Genomic DNA, 18,628 nt, shown 5'->3' on the forward strand with positions numbered 1-18,628 from the left:
TGCGGCGATACGTTCGGCTCCGTGAAGCCATTCCAGTTCAGAGATGGCCAGGGCTCCTGGCGCACCGGCGAGACACTCCTCCACTTCTACGCGGAGGTGGACTGGACCGACCCCCGCCACCGGGCCCTCGGTGCCCTCGTCGGTGCCTCGAACGAGGCCCTGATCGCTGCGGGGTTCCCCATCACCCCGGTCGAGCCGGAGTGGCTGCACATCACCATCGACCAGATATCCAGCCGCCCAGCAAGCCGGATCGGCCCGGCCGACCGGGCCCGGCTCGTCGCCGAGGTCACCGCCCGCCTCGACGGCGTCGCCCCGTTCGAGGTCACCGTCGGCTCACTGCTGTCGTACCACAGCGGCGTGATCGCCGACCTCCACCCGGACCAGCAACTCGCCCACCTCCACCGGGCCGTACGGGACGGCATCCGCGCCGCCTACGGCGACGACGCCTGCCAGTACCCCTGGGGCCTGCAGCACCTCACCACCGCCTACGCCCACGACCACGCCGACTCCGACGCGGCCCAGCGCATCCTCCGGCGCGTCCGTCCCGGCCACGCCCCGCTGCACATCTCAGCCGTCCACCTGGTCGACGTGGCCGCACGGACTACCGCCCAGGGCAAGACCGTCACCTGGGACCACCTCGCGGAGATCCCCCTCCGGGGAACCCGCTGATCCGCCCGGAGCAGGTCACGCCCCCGCCTGCCCGCCCGCCCGGCGGGCGGGCAGGCGGGCAGGCAGGCAGGCGGGCCGCGCGCCGGTGGTGAGGTGCCCCGGCCCTTCTGCCGAGGCGGGGGAGGGGTCAGTGCGGGCCGGGGAGAAGCCCCAAAGGGGCGCGGGTGGTCTCGGCCAGCGTGTGGCACTCCCGTGCCCCGGCCATCCACTGCGCTTCGCTGCGCGCGGGCAGACACACCACGGACACCAGCCCCGAGGCGGCGCCCCTCAGCCGCTCCTCCCACAGCCCCCGCAGGGCGATGGCCACCTCGGTGGCGTCCGCGGGCAGCACCGCCGAGGGACGGAACCACAGCCGGGCGTACAGCTGGACCAGGTCCTGGGCGGCGGCGGCCTGGTGCTGGCGCTCGCCGAGTTCGCGCGCCCGGTCGCGGATGTCCGCCGGTATCGTCCCCGCTCCGATCATGGCCGCGGCCGGCACCGGCAGGTGGACGACCGCGTCCGCGAGGTGCTGGGCGAGCGCGCCGGGGTCGGTTCCGGGGACCGTGCCGGCGGTCACCAGGACGAGGGCCTCGCTCACCTCCCCGGCGGCCGGCCCGGCCCCGTCTTCGGGGACATCGTCCTGGGCCGCTCGCCCACGGTGGGTTGACACACCGTCACCACCTGTTCCTGATCGCCGTTCCGACCGGGAAGTGTCCCACCCCGCCGCCCCCGGCCGCGACCCTGTCCGGACCCCGGGGCGAGCAGGGGAGCGGCGGGCTGCCGGGAGGGATGTTCAGTCCTCGGCGTCTTCTCCGGCTCGGCCCGTCCGCGCCGCGCCGGAGCCCGCACTCCCCACGGCCGTGCCGCACTCCCCGGGGGCCGGCTCACCGCCGCCAGCCAGAAGGGTCGCGCGGCACCGGGCGGGGACCGGGACCGTTCACCCTTCCGGGGGAATGACGCCGGGGGAGGGCCGGTGGGTACGATCCGGCCGGAGTGCGCCGGGGCGGCGCGCGCGGGAGGGCGGTGACCCGGGTGTCGGCTGGGGCGGTGAGCGAGGACGGCCTGCGCGCGATGCTGGCCGAGCGCAGCGGCCTGGACGCCGACTCGCTCTGGTATCCGGTTCACGAGGTCCCGCGCCGATTCGGGCTGTCGTGGCCGCTGACCGCCGGACAGGCTGAGGACGTGCTGGCTGGTCTCCTCGACCGGCTCCGCCTTGTCCTGCCCGCACCCCGGCACGAGGGCCCCGGCCCACGGTACGTGTGCCTGTCCGAGATCACCGGCCGCTACCAGCGGACCGACACCCGCCGCGTCCTGGAGCGCGTCCGCCGCCGCGGGGCGACCCCGGCGGTCCCGGCCTTCGGCGGCGGGGACTACGACCCGCGCTCCGAGCGGGGGTGGGGCGCCCGGCCCCCGGCCGCGCCCGAACACGCCGGCACACCCGACTGGTCCTGGTGGCGCCTGGTCCGCAAGGCCGGTCCCCGGCCGCTCTACCGGATGCCCGACCCGCACATGGGAGAGGGCGCGCCGCCCGTCGACCGGGCGCTCGCCCTGCGTAACCGTACGGGCGACCCCGCCGCCTACCGCGCCGCACTGACCGCCGCGCTGCGCGAGGACCCGCGGCACACCGACTGCTGGGCGCACCTGGGCTCCGCCGCGCTCGACGGCACGGGGACGGACCAGGCCGCCCTGGAACAGGCCCTGGGCTACTACCAGACGGCCGTCGCCGTCGCCGAACTGTCGCTGCCACCCACTTTCACCGGGGTCCTGGCCTGGGACGAGCCGGACAACCGCCCCTTCCATCGGGCGCTCCACGGCCTCGGGCTCACCTGGTGGCGCCTCGGCGAGACCGCGAAGGCGACGGCCGTCTTCACCAACAGCCTCTTCACCAACCCCGACGACCAGCAGGGCATCCGCTACCTGATCGGACAGACGCGCTCCGGCGTACCGTGGCGCGCGGCCGACGGCCTCTGACGCAGAACACCCTTGTCCGCGCGCTCCGTGCGGGAGGTCACGCCAGGTCTCGCTCTCCGCCGGTATGGCGAGGCCCGGCCGACGTGCTGCGTCGGGGCAGTTTCTCACCCCCCGGCCGTCCGCCGCTGGAGAACCCCGCTGGTTCCCCCGTCCGGGTGAATTCCGGTGCGTCCGTCTCCGGCCGCTCGCGCGACCCGGTAGAAAGGGTGTCTGCTGTGCGATCTGGGCCCGGCGGCTGCTCCCGAGGGCGGTCATGGCACGGGCCCGGGGCGGTGCGGCCGTGAGGACGGCTGCCGGCTCGTCTATGCCTGGCCGGGCAACCGGTTCAGGTGGCGCAGCACGGCGGCCCGCTCGGCGGCGGACCGCTCCCGGGCGGCGGCCAGCGCCTCCAGGTCGACGGCGGCCTCCAGGCCGGCGCGGACCTCGGCCACGAGCTGCGCGGGGGACAGGGCCTCGGCCTGTACCGTCGCGGGCATGTGAGCGCCCCGGCGGTCGGTGCTCTTCTGCGGGGCGCTCGGCAGCCGGTACCGGCGGATCTGCTCCGGTGTCACGGCAAGCCGTGTAAACCGCGGCGCAGGACAGGAGCCGAGCTCCGGGGCGAACGCCAGCACGTCGGCGGCCGCCGCGTCCAGAATGGACAAACCGGACGGATCATGGTCCCCGATCGACAAGACGTGGGTCTGCCTTGCCCGTCCGGCGATCCGCAGAGCCGCGTCGTGCTTGGCCGTCACCGACTCGAACCCGCCGGAGCTGTAGGTGCTCACCCCGTACCCGGCCGCGACCGCGCCCACCATGGCGACGGCGCCCTGGCTCTCCACCCACACCTCGACCACCACCGGCTGCCCGTCGGTCAGATCATGCTGGTAGCCCCGGGCCTGGAGCCGGAGTCCGTCGAAGAACTCCTCCGGCCCGGCGTACCCGCCGGCCGGCCAGGACGACGGGCCCTCGTCCCGGACCGCCCCCATCGGGATCATCCGCGCCCTGCGGGCGCGGTTCAGCGTCTCGATCAGCCGGTCGTACCCGGCCTCGGTCTTCTCGTACCCGAACGCGCCCACCATCCGATAAAAAATCTGGCGAGCCGTCAGATTTCCGTATTCCCGGTACTCCTCCAGGACGCTCTGGATCTGGCGGACCAGCTCCACCGTCCGCGGCCGCGGCCTCCACGGGGCGAAGCCCCGCACCCGCGTACGGGTGTACGCGCGGCCGGACACCGGCAGGCCCCGGGACTCCGCGGCACCGGTCACGACCACAACCTCCGCCCCGGGGAGAGCGCCCGGCGCGCGAACCGGCGCGGGCGCTCTCCCTGCGATCCGTGGGGGACGGAATCGTGCACGCCCGGTCAACGACCACCACCCCCGCCGGTCACGCCCCCGCCCGCCAAAGGCGGGAACCAGCCCGCACAGACCGTCAATTGGCCGGATCCACTCCTATCCGTCCCGGACGGGCGCCCGGGTACGGAAGGCTGACGCCCATGAACAACGACCAACCGGAGCCGGAGCCGCTGGGGGAGTGGCTGGCCCGCCGCGAGGCCCGCCGGGAGTCGTCCCGGGGCCGTCTGCGGGCCGTGCCGCTCACTTCCGGTCCGCACCGCGGCGCCCACGTCGACCCCGCAGCGCCCCGCGCGATCCAGAGGTGGGACGGCGACAGCTGGGTCCCGGTGACCGTCGCCGCGAACCTCGCCGAGACGAAGAAGCTCATCTACCCCGCACCCCCGCCCACCGCGGCACCGGCCCCGTCGTGGGACCGGCCGGCGCTCGGGCCCGGCACGGGGCGCCACCGCCGAACCGCGCCCCGGGACGGCGCCTCATGACGGGCTGGGCAAAGGACCCGCGCCGGCCCGCACTCGTCCGCGCGCTGCTCCCGTTGCTCAAGGACAGCTGCCCGGCGGACGGCCGCGGCTACGGCGGGGCGTTCGAGCTGCGCCTGCCGGACGAGGAGGTGGCGCGGCTCGGCGGGGTGGAACTGTTGCGCTCGGCGCTGCGGGCCGCCGCCCGGGAGCTGGGCTGGCGTGTCGAGTCCTTCGCCCGGGCGGGGACGATCCACGGGACCATGGCGGGAGTCCGGGACCTGCGCGAGCCGCCCCCTGACACGGCGGCGGCCGTGGAGGCCCACTGGGAACGGCGGCTGCGCGCCGCCGTCGAGCTGGGCAGCCGCTCCCGCCCGGCGGATGCCCCGCTGCCGCCGGGCGCAACGGACTGGGACGCCCTCGCCGCCGCGTTCCGCACCGCCCACGCACGGGCCCTCGACGCAACCGGGCCCACCGCGCCCCGGACACCGCAGGGGTGAGGGTCGGGCGAAGCCAGCAGGGCCGATCCTCTTCGACATGCCCGCGCGGAGCCGGTACCCCTCTCCGCCCGCCGGTCCACCGGCTCCGGGGGAGCACCCGCGCGCCGCTGTCACCGCCCGGCGGTCATACCGCTTCCCCCGGACACACCACCGACCGCGCCCCGGCGTACCGGAACCGTCCCGAACGGCCGGACGATTGCCGGGCCCCGGCCAACCCCGCCGGCTCACCGTGGCCGGTCTCACAAGAGGTCAACACGGCGCAAAGTAGCCTTGAGCAGCGATAACGGGGCATCGTGGGGACATGTTCGCCAAGCTCCACCAAGCCCTGACCCGACTCCGGAACCCGGACCGCACTCCCTCCCCACCCCCTGCCGCTCCACTCCCGGCACCCGCCCCCGACGCCCCGGCCACCCCTGCTGCGCCGGTGGTGATCGACGCGGCGTCACTGACCCGCATCGAGCGCATCCGGGCCGCCCTGGAAGCGGTTGGCCCGCACCTGGAGCCGGTCCCGGCTCCGCAGTGGCTCGCCACCGTCGCCGCCGGCCGCACCGTACCCGCGGACGACGGCCGGCTGAAGGAGATCAGCACCCACCTGTGGGGCGCCCCGGCAGCCGCCGCCCTCACCGACCACGACTGCGCGAAACTGCTCGACCAGATCGAGGCCCTCGGCGTGCTCAAGGAGATGCGCGCGGCCGGCATCGAGATCCTCTGCACCCGCGGCGCCACGTTCAAGACCGCCGCCGACCTGCGCGCGGCCTACGAGCACGCCCTGGAGCTCACGGCGCGGGCCGAGCGGGCGCACGGGAACGCGGCGGCCTGATCCGCACCAGGTTCCCGGTGCGGGGATTGAGGAACATCGCTGCCGGATCGTGCGCCTGTACGCTCCGTGATCGCAATGCCGCAGACGAGGTGCTGGTGGCCCGGTCGGGCTGCTGACGCTCACAGGCCGAACACCGTGCGGGCCTGCTGGGTGAGGGCTTGCCCGTAGCAGCCCGGATTGGGCGGGCGTGCCGACGAACGGAAACCCGGTGCGCGACGAGTGCGGCGGGGTGCAGAATCGTCGGCCATGCGGCGAACCCTCTCCCCTTACCCCGTTCTGGAGACCCAGTACTTCGAACGGGTCCTGCGCCACGACCCGAACTCGCTGACGCAGTTGATCGCGGCCACCAGTGCCAGCCTTCCGTCCGCCCGCAACCTGGGCTCCAAGGGCCTCGGCCTGTACACGCCGGGAGCCCTGCTCGACGCGGCCTGGGTCTCGCTGGCCCGCGGCCGGGACGGCCGACCCGCCGCCACCGACCGCGACCTCCAGCAGATCCTCGACCTGTACCTGGCCCTGGACGACCCGGTCACCCAAGCCCCGGAAGGCATGAAGCGCTGGGAGGGGTACCTGCAGCGGACCATCCACCAGCAGGGCCCGTGGCAGGAGGACGAGTACTCGCAGCTGAGCCGGTCCATCGCCATGCTGGAGCAGACCCCCTACCCGGACGACGCGGACAACCCGCTGGAGGTCATCCTCCCGGGCTGGGACCGCGACGTGCTCGGCTGCTCCTTGGCGGACTACCTCGGCATCGCCCACCTCGTCTGGGCCTGCGCCACCGCCCACCCGAATCCGCGCCGCCGCGGCCGGTTCGCTCTGGACTGGTACCCCGCCGAGGACTACGACCAGTTTGACGGACTCCGCTCCCCCGCCCAGATCAAGGCGGTCCTGAACCGGCACTTCGTCACCACCAAGACCAAGCTCCGTGCGGCCTTCCCGGCCGACAGCGACCCGCTCTTGCGCCGCTACACCCACAACCCGCTCCGCTCCCGCCCGCTGGTCGGCGGCGTCCCGGGCGGCTACCTCATCCCAGTGCCGGCCGCCGTGCTGGGCAAGGCCACCCCGCTCGGCCTCTACTACACCGGGGGCGACAACAACTCGGCCTGGGGCAAGGCGTTCACCAACGACCTCGGCAACCTCTTCGAGCACTACGTCGGCCGCCACCTCGACCTGCTGCCCGACGCCGAGGTCCACCCCGAGATCCAGGTCAAGATCTCCAAGAAGGTAAGCAAGAAGACGATCGACTTCTTCGTTGTTTTCCCCGACCTGGTCCTGTTGGTGGAGGTGAAGTCGTTCCGGCCAAGCGAGCAGCTGCGGCTCGGCGGGCCCGACTTCACCACGCTCCTCGCCAAGCAGTTCACGAAGCCGTTCGAGCAGATCAACAGGTCGGTCCGCCTCCTGCGCTCCGGCGAGCACCAAGAACTCGCCGGAATCCCCACCGACCGCCGGATGCTCGGGATGGTGGTGACCATGGAGCAGTTCCACCAGATCAACACCCCAGCCCACCGCGTGGCCCTGCCCGACACCGACATCCCCGTGATGGTCACCTCCATCGCCGACCTGGAGGACGCGGTCACCATCACCGGGACCAGCCTGGCCGATCTCCTCTGCGCGGCCTACGACGCCGACGCCGTGTACCTGCGCCAGCTGTTCCCCCAGTACGAGTTCCTGGAGTACAACGCTGTCCTGGAGCAGGGCTGGTCCGCGATCCCGTTCGCTCGCCCCCGCCAGCCGCGGGCCCAGGAAGCTCGTGCCGCCGAGTCCGGCAGCACCGGCTGAGCCGACCCCGAGCCACCCGGAGTTCGGGGGTCGAGGAACAACGCTGCCGCACGATCCGGCAGCGTTGTTCCTCGACCCCTGGTGCCCGCCCACGCCCTTGCCGCAACCAGCCCGCCAGCGGCACTCCCACTCCGTACGCACCGCCGTCGGCAACGGGAGGTGGTGAGACCCCACCGGACGCGTGCCCGGCACGCCTACGCCCCTGGGTTCCCGGGAGCGCCCCCGATCCGGTTCACCGGCGGACGCGGTACCACGGGGCGAGACCGAGGAGGAGCTGGAGGGTGCGGCGGGCCGCTGTGCGGTGCTCGGGACGGCGGGCGTAGGCGGCGCCGACGGCGAGCACGGCCAGCAGCAGCACCAGAAGCAGGATCGCGGCCCCGCACACGGCTGCGGCCGTCCGCCCTCCGGCGGTGGAGGCGAGTACGGCGGGCACTCCGATCGCGCACAGGGCGACGGTACGGCGGCCGGTGGGACGGGTGTTCATGATGAAGGGGACCTCCCGGTTCAGACGGTGGACGCGGTGCGGCCGGAGCCGTACCGCTGGTGAACCCCAGTCAGCCAGAGGCCGTTTTTCTGTTGTGCGGGCACTTCGCGGGGTTCTAGGTTCGTTGCGGACAGGCCTGTGGACTAAGCGCGCCTGTCCTGTCCCGGGGAAGTCGGGACTGCGCAGGTCAGGACCACGGCGATGGCGCGGGCCGCCGTGGTTCTGCCTCGACGTGAGCGGAACGCCGTACGGTCGGCGTTCCGCTCAAGTCGAGGCATCCAGGTCAGGGAGCCGGAGTCGCGGATCGGCGGGGCGCGGCAGATGGGCCGGGTGCCGAGCGGTTTCGGGGCGGACGAAGGAGGCGGAGCGGTGGTGCGGACGGGGCCGAGCCGGGCGGACGGGCAGCTGATCGGGCGGCTGCGGGAGCGGGACCTTGTGGTGTCCCTCGCGCAGTTGGAGCGCTGGCGCCGGGCGGGGGTGCTGCCGAGGCACCGGCGGCGGGGCCTCGGACGCGGCCGGGGCTCGGTCTCGGTGCTGGACGATGCGGTGGTGGAGATCGCCGCCGCGCTCGCCCGGCACACCCGCCAGGGCAGGGACCTGCGGTACGCGGTCATCGGCTGGTACGCGGAGGCCGGACGCCCCGTACTGCCCGGCCGTGCGGGGGTTCCGGAGCCGCCCTGGCCCGCTGTGCGCGAGGCCCTCGTCTGGGCCGCGGGCAAGAGCATGGAGCACCGGCTGCTCGACCAGGCCCGCGCGGCGCACGGCGACGAGGAACAGACCGACGCCCTCTACGGGGACGCCGACCGCTACCTCGCACGGCACCCCGCGGCCCGGCTCCACCCCGGCACCGTCCGCCAGGCGCTGGAAGCCGGGGGCGACCTGCCGCTGCGCGGCGACGGCAGCGGACGGCGTCTTGTCCACCTCTTCGCGGCGGCCGGCGGAGCGGACCGGGCCGACCCCCACCTCCTGGCCGACGCCCTGAGCACCCTGATGCCGCCCGTGGGAATTGACGCCGCCCAGTTCACCCGGTTCCTGGAACAGGCGGAGCATGACGGAACCCTCGCAGACCTCCTCGCCCCGCTGGCTCTGCCCGACCGGGACCGCATCGCCGCGGCGACCGAGGAGGAGACCGCCCGCGCCCGCCACACCGCCCACATCCTCGCCGGAGCCGGCGGCCTGTACTTCTTCCACGGGCTGCTCATGCCGGACACACCCGCCCTGGCGGACCTCCGGGAGACGGTCGACGGCCTCGGCCTCGGGACGCTCCTCCAGCTGATGCTCGGCATGGCGACCAGCCCGCAGGGCTTCGCCCGTCTCCTGCCCTCCTGCCTCCACCCCGGCATGGCCGCCCTGGCCGAGTACCTGATGGAGGTCCTCACCCGGCACGAGCACGGCATTCTGCACCGCCCCGGCCACCCAGGGGGCGCGCAGGCGTACATGGCGGAGTGGCTCAGCACCGTCAAGGCCCTCACACCCGGCGGAGCACCGGTGCCCGAAGGCTCCACCGCAACGGGATGAACCGGCACCGGGCCCCGGACGGGCCGGCGGGCAGTTCTACGCGGCGGCGGGCAGACGGCCCCGCCACGGCTCCAGCGCGTCGGCGGCCCGCCGCAGACCGCTGATCAGCTCGTCCAGCTCTCCCGGCGCGCGCACGGGGATGTAGTCGTGGGTCGGCTGGCCCTGCCCGTCGTTGAGCGAGATCTCGACCCGGTCGGCGCTGCGCCCGCGGTCCGGGGTGTGGAAGTCCTCGTCGGCCACGGTGACGACGGTCAGGGACAGCAGCTCGCCGCTGACCTGCGGGGGCATCGGGACGGTGACCGGCTCGGACACGTGGAAGATCGCCTCGTCGTCGGGGTTCTCGTGGTGCGCCGAGACGCACCACGCCGGACAGTTCCCCACTCCGGTGACAGATTTCTTCCACTGATCAGCGTTCATGTGAAGATGATGCCATCTGCACCTTTTGGATCTTCCGAGTAGCGGTCCGGGCACCGCGCGGCCTCCCGGGCGGGTGTGGCGCGTCCCGTGCGGGGCGCGGGGGCGCTATCCTCCCCGCAGGCAGATTCTGCTGCCGCCCGCCCGCACGACGGCCCGGACCCGCGTGCACACCAAGGGGCGTGAAGGGGGAGACCTCACAGCGGAGTTCACGCTGTCGACATCCTCGGCGTGCCGGTCCGGGCGCCACGCCGGGAAGAGCAACCCGATGTCCTCCAGGTCCGACCGCAGCGTCACGGCCCGCCGTGACGCGACCGGCGAGAACCACGCCCAGGCCCTGAACTCGATCCGCACCCACGGGCTCCGTGATGGTGTCGTACCGGACGCCGCCGATCCCGGGCAGCAGCGCCTCGAAGCTGGCCTGCTTCACACCCTGGCCCGGCCCCGGGGGCCCCTGCCCCCGCACGACGCCGCCGGCCTCCTCATCGCCGCGGGCCTTCACCCCCTCACCGCCACCCCCGGCCCCGGGGAGACGGCGGCGTGGGACGCGCTGCTCGCCGAAGTGGGCGAGGACGCCCCGGGGTGGAGCCGGGCCCTGCGCCGCCCGGCCCTGGCCCGGCGCCTGGAACCCGGACTCGACCGGGCCACGCCGCACCCGGACGCCCTCGACAGCCGGGCCCTGGCACCCCGCCCGCACGGCCCGGCCGCACCCGGGAACCCCGCGCCCCGGGTGATCCGGGTCGTCAGCGAGAAAGGTGGTTCGGGCTGCTCGTGGGTGAGCGTGCTGCTCGCGTACGGCCTGGTCCGCGCCGGACAGAAGGTGGCGCTGCTGACCGAGCCCCACCTGCACCCGGCGGCAGAAGCGGGAGCGGCGGGGGAGGTGTGGCACCCCGCGCCGGTCCCGCCGGGGGACGGACGGCTGCTGGTCGCCCCCCGGGGAGAGCACGGCCAGGACACCGGGCCCCGCCTGGTGGAGGCGGGCTCGCGCGCCGACATCGTGATCACCGACACGCCCCACGGGAACAGCCGGCCCGGCGCGGGGGAGACGGCTCCGGATCTGACCGTCCTCGTCCAGCGCGACCGCCCGGCCCTCTGGCGGCGCGAGGAGGTCACCGACCGGCGCCCCGCGCACATCCGCGCCTTCGCCTGGCTCGACGACCGCTTCCGCAGGTACCGGCCCGCCCCCGGCCCCGCCGGTGAAGCCGGCGCTCTTCTCGCCCTCCTCGACTACGCCTTCCTGAGCTACGCGCTCTTCCGGACGGACGATTCGGACGGTCCGGCCGGGGCGGACGGTGATCTGTGGGAGGAGCTCACCTGGGGCGGCCCCGGTGACGCGGAGGACGTCCTTCCCCCCGAGGGCACCGCGCCGCTGGAGCGGTGGCGGGCCGAGTTCCTCACCCTCCTCGACCCCGACGGCCCCCGCCACCACCCCGCCCTGTGGCAGCGGGTCCGGGGCGCCTGGCCCGCCCGCAGCCGGCGCCGCAACCTCCAGCGGCTGGGGACCGACGGCTCCGTCGACTTCGCCGGACTGGTCGCTGAACTCGACCGGTTCACCACCACCATGGACGCCGGAGCGGATCCCCGCTGGTCCGGACTGGGCCCCGAACGGCAGGCCGAGTGGCGCACCGCGCGGCTCACCCGCTGGCTCGACGAACGCTTCGACGCCCACCTCCGCCTCGACACGGCCCACCACCCCCGCACCCCCACCCAGGCCCTCCTCGCCGTCCTCGACGCCCGCTACATCCCCTACGCCGAAGCCCGCCTGGACGACCGGGACACCGGGCGCACGCTGCCGCCCGCGCCCGGGGACCCCGCCGCCGACCGGTGGTGGGACCCGGTACACGCCGCCGCCCCCTTCTCCGGGCCACAACCGGTGACCGACACCCCGGACGGGTGGCGGGACGTCTTCCTCGCCGCGGCCGACGCCGAAGGAACCCGGCGCCACGGCGGCCTGTGGCAGGAGGTCCGCGCGACGTGGCCGGACCACAACAAGGCCCGGGCGCACGACAGACTCGCGCCGTTCGAGGCGACCGCCGCCGAACGGGACCGGCTCCGGCTGGCATTCGTCCGGGCGGTCCGCGAGGCCGCCGGCCCGGCCTGGGAGACCGCGTACGGCCAGCACACCGACCGCTGGATCCGCGGCGAGCGCACCGAGGCGGAATCCCTGGAGCGCTTCAACGACCTCGTCGAACAGAACTGGCGAGCCGCGACCCCCCAGGAGGTCGCGGACGGGCTCCTGGACACCGTCCACCGGGCGCCGGAGGGCCCCTGGATGCTGGTGGCCAACCTCCACCGCCCCACAGCCCAGGGGGCCGACGCCCGCGAGGTCGCAGCCGCGCTCCACACTTGGGGCCCGCCGGGTTCGCCACCGTACGGTCCCGCGCACCACGCGCGGGATGGTTCGAACCGGCCGTCTGGAAGGACCCGGGCTTCCGCACGATCCAGCAGGACCTCGCGGACCGCGTCCAGGAGGTACTCAACACCCCGGTACGGACGCCCGCCCCGCGACCCAGCCGCTGACCACCGGCCCCGAGCACGCCGCCCCGTTCCGGCGGTCAGAGTCCGGGACCGTCCTCGTCATGGGTCCCCTCCGGAACCAACCCGGTCCGGTACACCGCCTGGTCCAGCAACTCCCCGGTGATCCGGACGCCGGTGAGGCGCTCAGCCAGGGCGAAGAACGCGGCCGTGCGGTCGGTGCCCGCCGGCTCGTCCCCGACGGGGTTGAGGCCGACGGCGGTGATCAGGGCAGTCAGGGCGTCCGGGGTGGCACCCTCCCGGTGAGCGGGGTGCTCGAAGCCGGTGCGCAGGGCCCTGTCCTCGTACCAGTGGAGGAACGTCATGGGTTTGCCGGCGTTGCCGGTGACGGACACGGCGCGCGTGCCGGCGGAGACCGCCTCCATGAACCGAGGGCTCAGCCCCAGGGCGTCCCCACCCAGCTCCAGAAGGAGGGTCCACTCCCCGCCCTCGCCCGGTACGGTGATGACCCCGGCGAGGGTGGAGTCCGGCCAGCCGTCGTACTCGTCCAGGAGATCGGCGTGCTCCGCGGCCAGCGCGCCGAACCCATTGAGGACGCCGTCCGGTTCGGCGCCCGCGTGCCGCAGCACATCCTCGGGGTCGGTCCCGCGGACCAGCACCAGGGAGTACCCGGCGCCCAGCGCGTAGCCGAAGGGTGCGGAGGGGGAGATCCAGCCGTAGTCGGCAGTAGCGGAGGTCATGGGCTTCATCGTGCCAGCCGGGCGGGCCGGATGATCCCGGGACCCCAGCGGGCGCGCGCCCGGTCCGCGACCTCCTCCAGCACACGCGCGCCCTCGGCGGCGCGGTCGAACGACAACTGCGCGGCCGCCTGCTCGGCCGGGATCAGCTGCCCGGCACGCAGATGGACGCCGCGCACCCGGGCGCGCTGGAGGCCGAGGGAGTCGTAGATCCCGTACGTGGTGCGGGCCAGCAAGGGGGCGTGCGCCGTTGGCTCCGCCAGGGTCCTGGCACGGGTGGTGGTGCTGCCGTCGGCGTACCGGACCGTCAGCTCCAAACGACCGGTGACCTGCTGCTCGGTGCGCAGCCTCCAGGCGGCCTGTTCCACCACCGTTCTCACGGCCTGCTGGTGGCGGGCGGGATCGAGTTCGTCGCGGGGGAAGCTGTACTCCTCCGCGACGGACCGGGCCGGGGCCGCCGCGGTGACCGGGCGGAGGTCGAGTCCCTGGGACCGCTCGTGGACCAGCCGGCCCTGCGCGCGGCCGAGGATGCGCTGGAGGGTGCCCAGCGGGGTGTCCGCGAGAGCTCCGATCGTGTGGAGCCCGTACCGGGAAAGCTCCCGTACGGCGACGGGACCCACTCCGGGCAGCGCGGCGACGGGCCGGGGGCGCAGTAAACCCTGCACGTCTACGGGGTCGAGGTGGACGATGCCGCCGGGCGGAGCCGCCGCGCACGCCATCGCCGAGAGGCTGCGGTTGGGCGCGGAGCCCACGGTCACCAGCGCCCCGAACAGAGCAGCGGCGCGCATCTGAACCAGGTGACCCAGCCCGACCGCGTCCCGCCCGAAGAACTGTCGCGCGCCGGTGACGTCGCAGTCGGCGTCGGTGGGCGGCAGGGCCTGAACCCGCGGGGTGATCCCGCCCAGCACCCCGAGCAGTTCCTCGTACCGCTCCACTCCGGCATCGTCGGCTCCGTGAAAATGCACACGCAGGACGTGCCGCCGCTCAGCCACTGCCGCTCGCCACCCCGGCCTGGGACGCCCCGCCGGCCCGGGCAAGAGCGCGCACGCGTGAGCGGCGGACGCTCACCGTGCCCGCGGGCACCGTTCGCCAGTAGGGGTGCCACTGAATCCGCGCCGACAGCTTCAGCAGCCGGCGGCGCAGCACGGTCCGGCCGTCCGGCGCCCCGGACACGAGCCGAGCGTAGGTGTCGTACCACGCGCGCTGAAGCAGGACGAGGTCACGGGGGATCAGAGTGTCCATGGGCACAGTCAAACACGTAATCGAACTTTCGTACGAATTGATGGAGGACTGCTCTCCGGGCCCTGGCAGGGTCCTGCGCGCATCGTCACGGGGTGAGCAGCTCCGCCCTCAGTAGGCGTTCGGCTGCTGAGTGGTCGGCTGCTCCGCAGGCCCTGCGCGGATACTGCCGACCGCTCGTTCTCCTCGCTCCGTCCGGGACGGCAACGGCCTGCTGCTCGGCGGGCACCCGGGGGGTCAGGCGTTTGGCCTTGAGCGGCAACCTCCGCCACTCCACCTCGTCGGTCCACCAGCCCCACATGATCCGGTCAATCATGTGCCGCACGGCCCGGGCCTCACGGGTCCCCGCCGTCCGGCACTGCCGGCTGGCCTCCTCGATCGACTTCCCCGTCGCTGTCCACCCGGTCGTCGGATTTCCCTCCACGAGTCCGGCCCGGGTGAAGGCCGCGAGGTGCCGGAGGACGGTACGCTTGCCGAATCCAGTCTTCTGGATCAGGCCACCCAGGGATAGAAGGCCCTGTGCGGTTTCCATGATCATCCAGGTGTGGGCACCGAAGTGACCGACCTCCCCGCCGTGGGCAAAGAAGTCGCTGGCGATGAGCTCGACAGCCCACTCTCCGTGATCACGGAGAGTCGTTCGGCTACCACCCACTCCTTCGTCGGGTCCCCCCCACACCCCCCTCCCCCCCCGCCCCCCGTTCAGACCTTGTGTCAGACCACTGTTTGAGGGTTCGTCAAGGGCTTTGGCCATGAGATCAGCGACGAGCTCGGGGGGGAGGGTGAAGCGCCGGTTCGCGTGCCGGGCATCGCGTTCGAGCTCCAGGAGGAGTCCCGCGTCGATGAGCCGGTTCATGGCGGCGTTGCAGGTCTCGTGGGAGAAACCGGTCGCATCAGCGGCTCGTCGGCAGCCCAGGGAGACCGTGAGGGTGGCGGCCGCAAGCATCTGAAGGCCCGTGAACCATGCGTTGGCGAGCATGGAGGGACGGCCGCGGGCGCTCCAGTAGGCGGGGCCGAAGGAGTTGATGTGCTCCCACCAGGCGCCGACGGCCTGGGTGACCTCGGGGGCGGGGTCGCCTGCTTCCGCGTGACCGAGAGGCCGGCGGGCTTCGACTTCGACCGCGAGCATCCACTGCCGGTCGAAAATGCGCCGCGACTCCACGGTGGAGCGCTTGGTTCGGTTGGTGGCGCCGGCTACGCGCGCGGTGGTGATGTAAGCCAGCCCCGGGTAGATCCCGGAGAGCGCCAGTTCCCAGCCCTGGCCGTTCGAGAGGTGACTGCGCACGATGCCCCGGATCGCCGCGAAGGCGCGGTCCGAGTGCTGCTGCTCGGGAGCCAGGGGCGTGGTGAGCGCCGCGTGCGCTCGCTCCCCGAACGCCCTGGGCTCGCCGGGAAGCTTGAGGTGCCCGTCGCCGTCCTGCTCGACGGCACGGACTCGGTGGTCACCGTGCCGCGTGACGCTGGGCGGGAGGTGAGCCCCGGCCCCCCGGGCGCTCGGAGCGGTTTTCCGGGGTGACCCATGATCATCCGCAGAGGGCCTTCTATCCCGCTTCTCTTCTTCCGCTTCCTCTGCCGGGAGGAAGGCGACTTCCTCTTCGAGCCAGCAGGTGAGGGTCTCGAACTGGGCGGGGGTGCCGCCGGCCGTGAGGCGGCTAATCGCCTCGTCGATCGTGGCGTTCTCCAGGGTGGAGTGGCCGCCGTCACGGTGCGGGGACCCCGGCGGACGCAGAGCGCCGTAGCCGGAGAGGTTCATGAGCGGAACATGGTCAAAGGTGGGGAAGACCCGTTTGGCGGCTGTGGCGTAGCGCCGGACCAGCTCTCCCGGGACTGTCGCGGGGATGGTGAACCAGAGGTGCCGTCCGAGGGACGGCCCGGACACGGCGATGACGTACGGGATGCCGATGGCGTCGAGGTACGCCCCGAGCATGTAGGCGTGGTTGGCGGCGAGCTCCGCAGGGTGGCGCTTGGCGTCGAAGTCGTTGCCGAACAGCTTCCACCACGGGTCCCGGTTCTTGCCCCTGGTGGAGGTGCCGTGAACCACGACAGGCCGGCCGGGCACATCGGCGAGCTCGCCGATACGGATCTCGTCCTTGTAGTGCTGCCCCCAGGTGCCCGTCTCTCTATCCCAGGGCAGAGCGCGCAGGTCGCGGCGGGGGGACAGAGCCTCCACGAAGCGGATCAAGGTGGCCCTGTGAGGGCATTCGTCTTGCGGGACGGGGCCGTTGACCCGCTCATCGGACACGCCGACGACAGGCAAGGGGGTGCCGTCCCCAGGGGTCGTTGCTACTATGACAACGTCCTCTCGGGTCGAGAGGCAGCAATGAGCCGACCCTCCGGCTGGTCCCCGGAAGGTGGTCTTACTGCAGCGTGGCTATTGGAAACGGGTCTCAGAAACGCCGTAGGAAGCAGATGAGATCCCGAAACTCGGTTTTGGGGAGGTAGCGGGGGGAGACAGCGCCAGTCACGGGAAGCCTCTGTTGGTCTAGGACAGGGGCATTTTCGTGTGTCCGGGCGCCTTCCCGCGGCTCTGGGTTACCCGGTCATCGGCAGCTCCCCTTGCCCGCCACCGGTCTCGGGGGCGGGCCAGCTCTTGGTGATCCTGCGGAGCTCGGCCTCCAGATGGGCCGGGGTCAGCGGCTCGCCGGGGGAGGTGGCTCGGAGGAGATCGAGGACCGTGTTGATGACCGTCGCGGCGGAGAGGTCCGGGTGGACCTTCTGGATGAGCCCGACGATGAGGTCCGCGTTGGCGGGGTCGAAGGCCATCGTGGTGCGCCACGGCGCGCCCGATCCCAGCTGGTACTCCACAGGACGGCCACGACGACGGCGCGCTATGGGGGTCCCGGATGTACTCATGGCGATCATCCTATGCATTCGGACTAGTGATGTGCATCAATTGACGGTGCGCGTGTCGGCGGATTCTCTCGCGATCTTCATGAAAGGCCAAACCCGGTGCGGCAGGGGCCGGGGTCGCGTAGTCTGCCACGTGACCGATGGGCAGGGGCGAGTGGGCCCGGCCACCGGGGAGGTGTGTCGTTCAGATGTCAGCGGACCTTCATCCGTCCGTCGAGCGGTTCTCGGCGGCGGTCGAGGACCTGATCATCGAACAGGCCGCGAAGAAGAAGCGGCGTGACAATCTCAGGTGGGTGGTCAAGGACCTCCAGGCCGCCGCTGAGCGCCGGGAGTTCCCGGACTGGGGCCGGGAGTCCCTCCACGAGCTGATGACCCCTCTGGGGTGGCTGGTGTACGAGGAGCTCGCCCGTGCGGGGCTGACGCGCTCACGCCATCGGGCGTCGGCCGGCGTCCACGTCCCCGCCAGCATGAGCAGCATGCGCACCAGGGCCACGGCGTGGAACGCGGTGGCGCAGCAGCTGGGGCTGGAGTTCCGGGTGAAGCTGCCGCCCAAGCCGACGGCCAAGCTCCCGGTGGCGGACCGCCAGCGGGCGGTGATGAGGCGTGAGCTGTCGAAGCCGGCGGGGTCGCCGATGCGGGAGGACGCCCGGATCCGGATGCTGGCCATGTACGGGGTGATCCTCGATACGCGCGCGCGGTCGGGGGAGCTGGTCAAGATGACCCTGAGTTCGCTGGGGGAGGACCTGGCCACCGTCTCGGTCGTCCGGCAGCCTCAAGGAGTCGGCGAGCCCCGTGTGCCGGTGGTCGAGACGATCCGGACGAGCGAGTTCACGCGGACTGCGCTCCGGCAGTGGCTGGAGGTCCGGGCGGAGAAGGTCAGGTCCGTCGAGGGTGCGAAGGACGCGCTGTGGGTGTCCTTGCGTGACAATCACACCGGTGTGTCCCGCGGACAGCTCTTCGTGCCGTCGGGGATGCCCTTGCAGATCCGGGGGCTGGAGCGGGCCTACAGCCGGGTGGTCGCGCGCCTCAACGACCAGATGCCGGGGAGGGAGGCGGGCTGGTCTCCGCTCCCGGGGACGGTCGAGCAGCTGCGCCGTTCGGTCCGGAAGATCGACGTGGTGTCGCTGAACCTGGCGGCGTAGCCCCCTGCGGGGTGGATCGTCAGGTCGTGCCGACAGCGTTGGCGGGAAGGTTCCCGGGAGTGATGCAAAAACGTCCGTTTTTGCTACCCCTGACTACTGCATCGGCGCGGGGCCGGGAGGCGGGGTAGAGAAAGCGGGGCCAGACGACACGGATCCGAGGACCCGTACCGCCTCGAAGGGTCGGCTTGGGCAAAATCGTCTGGCCCCTCACCACGAACCACCAGGCAGGGTTCCTCAAACCCGTAGAACGAGCGAGGTCACCCACAAGGAG

General features: G+C 72.9%; 18 protein-coding genes. 9 read left to right on the forward strand and 9 right to left on the reverse strand.

Annotated elements, in window-relative coordinates; translation table 11 throughout:
* The first annotated feature begins 21 nt into the window (after nucleotides 1-21).
* Nucleotides 22-669: a 2'-5' RNA ligase family protein gene (locus tag ABT354_RS20250; protein WP_351495633.1), complete on the forward strand. Its 648-nt coding sequence runs from the start codon at nucleotides 22-24 to the stop codon at nucleotides 667-669.
* A 127-nt stretch (nucleotides 670-796) separates the two neighbouring features.
* Here the strand turns inward: ABT354_RS20250 and ABT354_RS20255 are convergent, their stop codons facing one another.
* The gene (locus ABT354_RS20255; RefSeq protein ID WP_351495635.1) at nucleotides 797-1,318 is read right to left on the reverse strand and encodes a hypothetical protein; all 522 of its coding nucleotides are present in this window, start codon (nucleotides 1,316-1,318) and stop codon (nucleotides 797-799) included.
* A 377-nt stretch (nucleotides 1,319-1,695) separates the two neighbouring features.
* Between ABT354_RS20255 and ABT354_RS20260 the strand changes: the two genes are divergently transcribed.
* Entirely contained in the window at nucleotides 1,696-2,619 is a 924-nt protein-coding gene (locus ABT354_RS20260) for a tetratricopeptide repeat protein (RefSeq protein ID WP_351495637.1), read from the forward strand.
* A 302-nt stretch (nucleotides 2,620-2,921) separates the two neighbouring features.
* On the opposite strand, the gene ABT354_RS20265 is transcribed toward ABT354_RS20260, so the two are convergent.
* The gene (locus ABT354_RS20265; RefSeq protein ID WP_351495639.1) at nucleotides 2,922-3,863 is read right to left on the reverse strand and encodes a hypothetical protein; all 942 of its coding nucleotides are present in this window, start codon (nucleotides 3,861-3,863) and stop codon (nucleotides 2,922-2,924) included.
* 227 nt (nucleotides 3,864-4,090) lie between these two features.
* On the opposite strand from ABT354_RS20265, the gene ABT354_RS20270 reads away from it, so the two are divergent.
* The 4 genes from ABT354_RS20270 to ABT354_RS20285 all read left to right on the forward strand — a co-directional run bounded on the left by ABT354_RS20270 (nucleotide 4,091) and on the right by ABT354_RS20285 (nucleotide 7,501).
* The gene (locus tag ABT354_RS20270; RefSeq protein ID WP_351495641.1) at nucleotides 4,091-4,429 is read left to right on the forward strand and encodes a DUF6087 family protein; all 339 of its coding nucleotides are present in this window, start codon (nucleotides 4,091-4,093) and stop codon (nucleotides 4,427-4,429) included.
* A complete protein-coding gene (locus ABT354_RS20275) occupies nucleotides 4,426-4,905 on the forward strand; it encodes a hypothetical protein (protein WP_351495643.1) in 480 nt (159 codons plus the stop codon). The genes ABT354_RS20270 and ABT354_RS20275 overlap by 4 nt, the downstream gene beginning before the upstream one ends.
* A gap of 301 nt (nucleotides 4,906-5,206) precedes the next feature.
* The gene (locus ABT354_RS20280) at nucleotides 5,207-5,725 is read left to right on the forward strand and encodes a hypothetical protein (protein WP_351495645.1); all 519 of its coding nucleotides are present in this window, start codon (nucleotides 5,207-5,209) and stop codon (nucleotides 5,723-5,725) included.
* 246 nt (nucleotides 5,726-5,971) lie between these two features.
* The gene (locus ABT354_RS20285) at nucleotides 5,972-7,501 is read left to right on the forward strand and encodes a nuclease-related domain-containing protein (RefSeq protein ID WP_351495647.1); all 1,530 of its coding nucleotides are present in this window, start codon (nucleotides 5,972-5,974) and stop codon (nucleotides 7,499-7,501) included.
* A gap of 232 nt (nucleotides 7,502-7,733) precedes the next feature.
* On the opposite strand, the gene ABT354_RS20290 is transcribed toward ABT354_RS20285, so the two are convergent.
* Nucleotides 7,734-7,985, reverse strand: coding sequence for a hypothetical protein (locus ABT354_RS20290; protein WP_351495649.1), 252 nt, complete (start codon nucleotides 7,983-7,985; stop codon nucleotides 7,734-7,736).
* 369 nt (nucleotides 7,986-8,354) lie between these two features.
* On the opposite strand from ABT354_RS20290, the gene ABT354_RS20295 reads away from it, so the two are divergent.
* Nucleotides 8,355-9,503 (forward strand): hypothetical protein, encoded by a 1,149-nt coding sequence (locus ABT354_RS20295; protein WP_351495651.1) that lies wholly within the window; start codon nucleotides 8,355-8,357, stop codon nucleotides 9,501-9,503.
* 36 nt (nucleotides 9,504-9,539) lie between these two features.
* On the opposite strand, the gene ABT354_RS20300 is transcribed toward ABT354_RS20295, so the two are convergent.
* A complete protein-coding gene (locus ABT354_RS20300; RefSeq protein WP_351495653.1) occupies nucleotides 9,540-9,920 on the reverse strand; it encodes a DUF6907 domain-containing protein in 381 nt (126 codons plus the stop codon).
* A gap of 265 nt (nucleotides 9,921-10,185) precedes the next feature.
* Between ABT354_RS20300 and ABT354_RS20305 the strand changes: the two genes are divergently transcribed.
* Complete coding sequence (locus ABT354_RS20305) at nucleotides 10,186-12,558, forward strand: hypothetical protein (RefSeq protein WP_351495655.1); 2,373 nt, start codon at nucleotides 10,186-10,188, stop codon at nucleotides 12,556-12,558.
* On the opposite strand, the gene ABT354_RS20310 is transcribed toward ABT354_RS20305, so the two are convergent.
* The 5 genes from ABT354_RS20310 to ABT354_RS20330 all read right to left on the reverse strand — a co-directional run bounded on the left by ABT354_RS20310 (nucleotide 12,473) and on the right by ABT354_RS20330 (nucleotide 17,218).
* Complete coding sequence (locus tag ABT354_RS20310) at nucleotides 12,473-13,132, reverse strand: DUF6461 domain-containing protein (protein ID WP_351495657.1); 660 nt, start codon at nucleotides 13,130-13,132, stop codon at nucleotides 12,473-12,475. The genes ABT354_RS20305 and ABT354_RS20310 overlap by 86 nt on opposite strands.
* Nucleotides 13,133-13,137: 5 nt before the next feature.
* Nucleotides 13,138-14,094: a DNA polymerase Y family protein gene (locus ABT354_RS20315; RefSeq protein ID WP_351495659.1), complete on the reverse strand. Its 957-nt coding sequence runs from the start codon at nucleotides 14,092-14,094 to the stop codon at nucleotides 13,138-13,140.
* Nucleotides 14,095-14,113: 19 nt separating this feature from the next.
* Entirely contained in the window at nucleotides 14,114-14,371 is a 258-nt protein-coding gene (locus ABT354_RS20320; protein ID WP_351495661.1) for a DUF8825 domain-containing protein, read from the reverse strand.
* 85 nt (nucleotides 14,372-14,456) lie between these two features.
* Nucleotides 14,457-16,547, reverse strand: coding sequence for a hypothetical protein (locus ABT354_RS20325; RefSeq protein ID WP_351495663.1), 2,091 nt, complete (start codon nucleotides 16,545-16,547; stop codon nucleotides 14,457-14,459).
* A 350-nt stretch (nucleotides 16,548-16,897) separates the two neighbouring features.
* Nucleotides 16,898-17,218: a hypothetical protein gene (locus tag ABT354_RS20330; protein WP_351495665.1), complete on the reverse strand. Its 321-nt coding sequence runs from the start codon at nucleotides 17,216-17,218 to the stop codon at nucleotides 16,898-16,900.
* A 185-nt stretch (nucleotides 17,219-17,403) separates the two neighbouring features.
* Between ABT354_RS20330 and ABT354_RS20335 the strand changes: the two genes are divergently transcribed.
* Entirely contained in the window at nucleotides 17,404-18,357 is a 954-nt protein-coding gene (locus tag ABT354_RS20335) for a site-specific integrase (protein WP_351495667.1), read from the forward strand.
* Nucleotides 18,358-18,628 lie beyond the last annotated feature (271 nt).

The sequence above is a fragment of the Streptomyces sp. NPDC000594 genome, from assembly GCF_040299965.1.
Classification (GTDB): domain Bacteria; phylum Actinomycetota; class Actinomycetes; order Streptomycetales; family Streptomycetaceae; genus Streptomyces.

Coding starts and splice junctions, on each gene's coding strand:
- ABT354_RS20270 (WP_351495641.1), top strand. CDS start 4,091: ATGAACAACGACCAACCGGAGCCGGAGCCGCTGGGGGAGTGGCTGGCC.
- ABT354_RS20275 (WP_351495643.1), top strand. CDS start 4,426: ATGACGGGCTGGGCAAAGGACCCGCGCCGGCCCGCACTCGTCCGCGCG.
- ABT354_RS20280 (WP_351495645.1), top strand. CDS start 5,207: ATGTTCGCCAAGCTCCACCAAGCCCTGACCCGACTCCGGAACCCGGAC.
- ABT354_RS20285 (WP_351495647.1), top strand. CDS start 5,972: ATGCGGCGAACCCTCTCCCCTTACCCCGTTCTGGAGACCCAGTACTTC.
- ABT354_RS20290 (WP_351495649.1), bottom strand. CDS start 7,985: ATGAACACCCGTCCCACCGGCCGCCGTACCGTCGCCCTGTGCGCGATC.
- ABT354_RS20300 (WP_351495653.1), bottom strand. CDS start 9,920: ATGAACGCTGATCAGTGGAAGAAATCTGTCACCGGAGTGGGGAACTGT.
- ABT354_RS20305 (WP_351495655.1), top strand. CDS start 10,186: ATGTCCTCCAGGTCCGACCGCAGCGTCACGGCCCGCCGTGACGCGACC.
- ABT354_RS20310 (WP_351495657.1), bottom strand. CDS start 13,132: ATGACCTCCGCTACTGCCGACTACGGCTGGATCTCCCCCTCCGCACCC.
- ABT354_RS20320 (WP_351495661.1), bottom strand. CDS start 14,371: ATGGACACTCTGATCCCCCGTGACCTCGTCCTGCTTCAGCGCGCGTGG.
- ABT354_RS20330 (WP_351495665.1), bottom strand. CDS start 17,218: ATGAGTACATCCGGGACCCCCATAGCGCGCCGTCGTCGTGGCCGTCCT.
- ABT354_RS20335 (WP_351495667.1), top strand. CDS start 17,404: ATGTCAGCGGACCTTCATCCGTCCGTCGAGCGGTTCTCGGCGGCGGTC.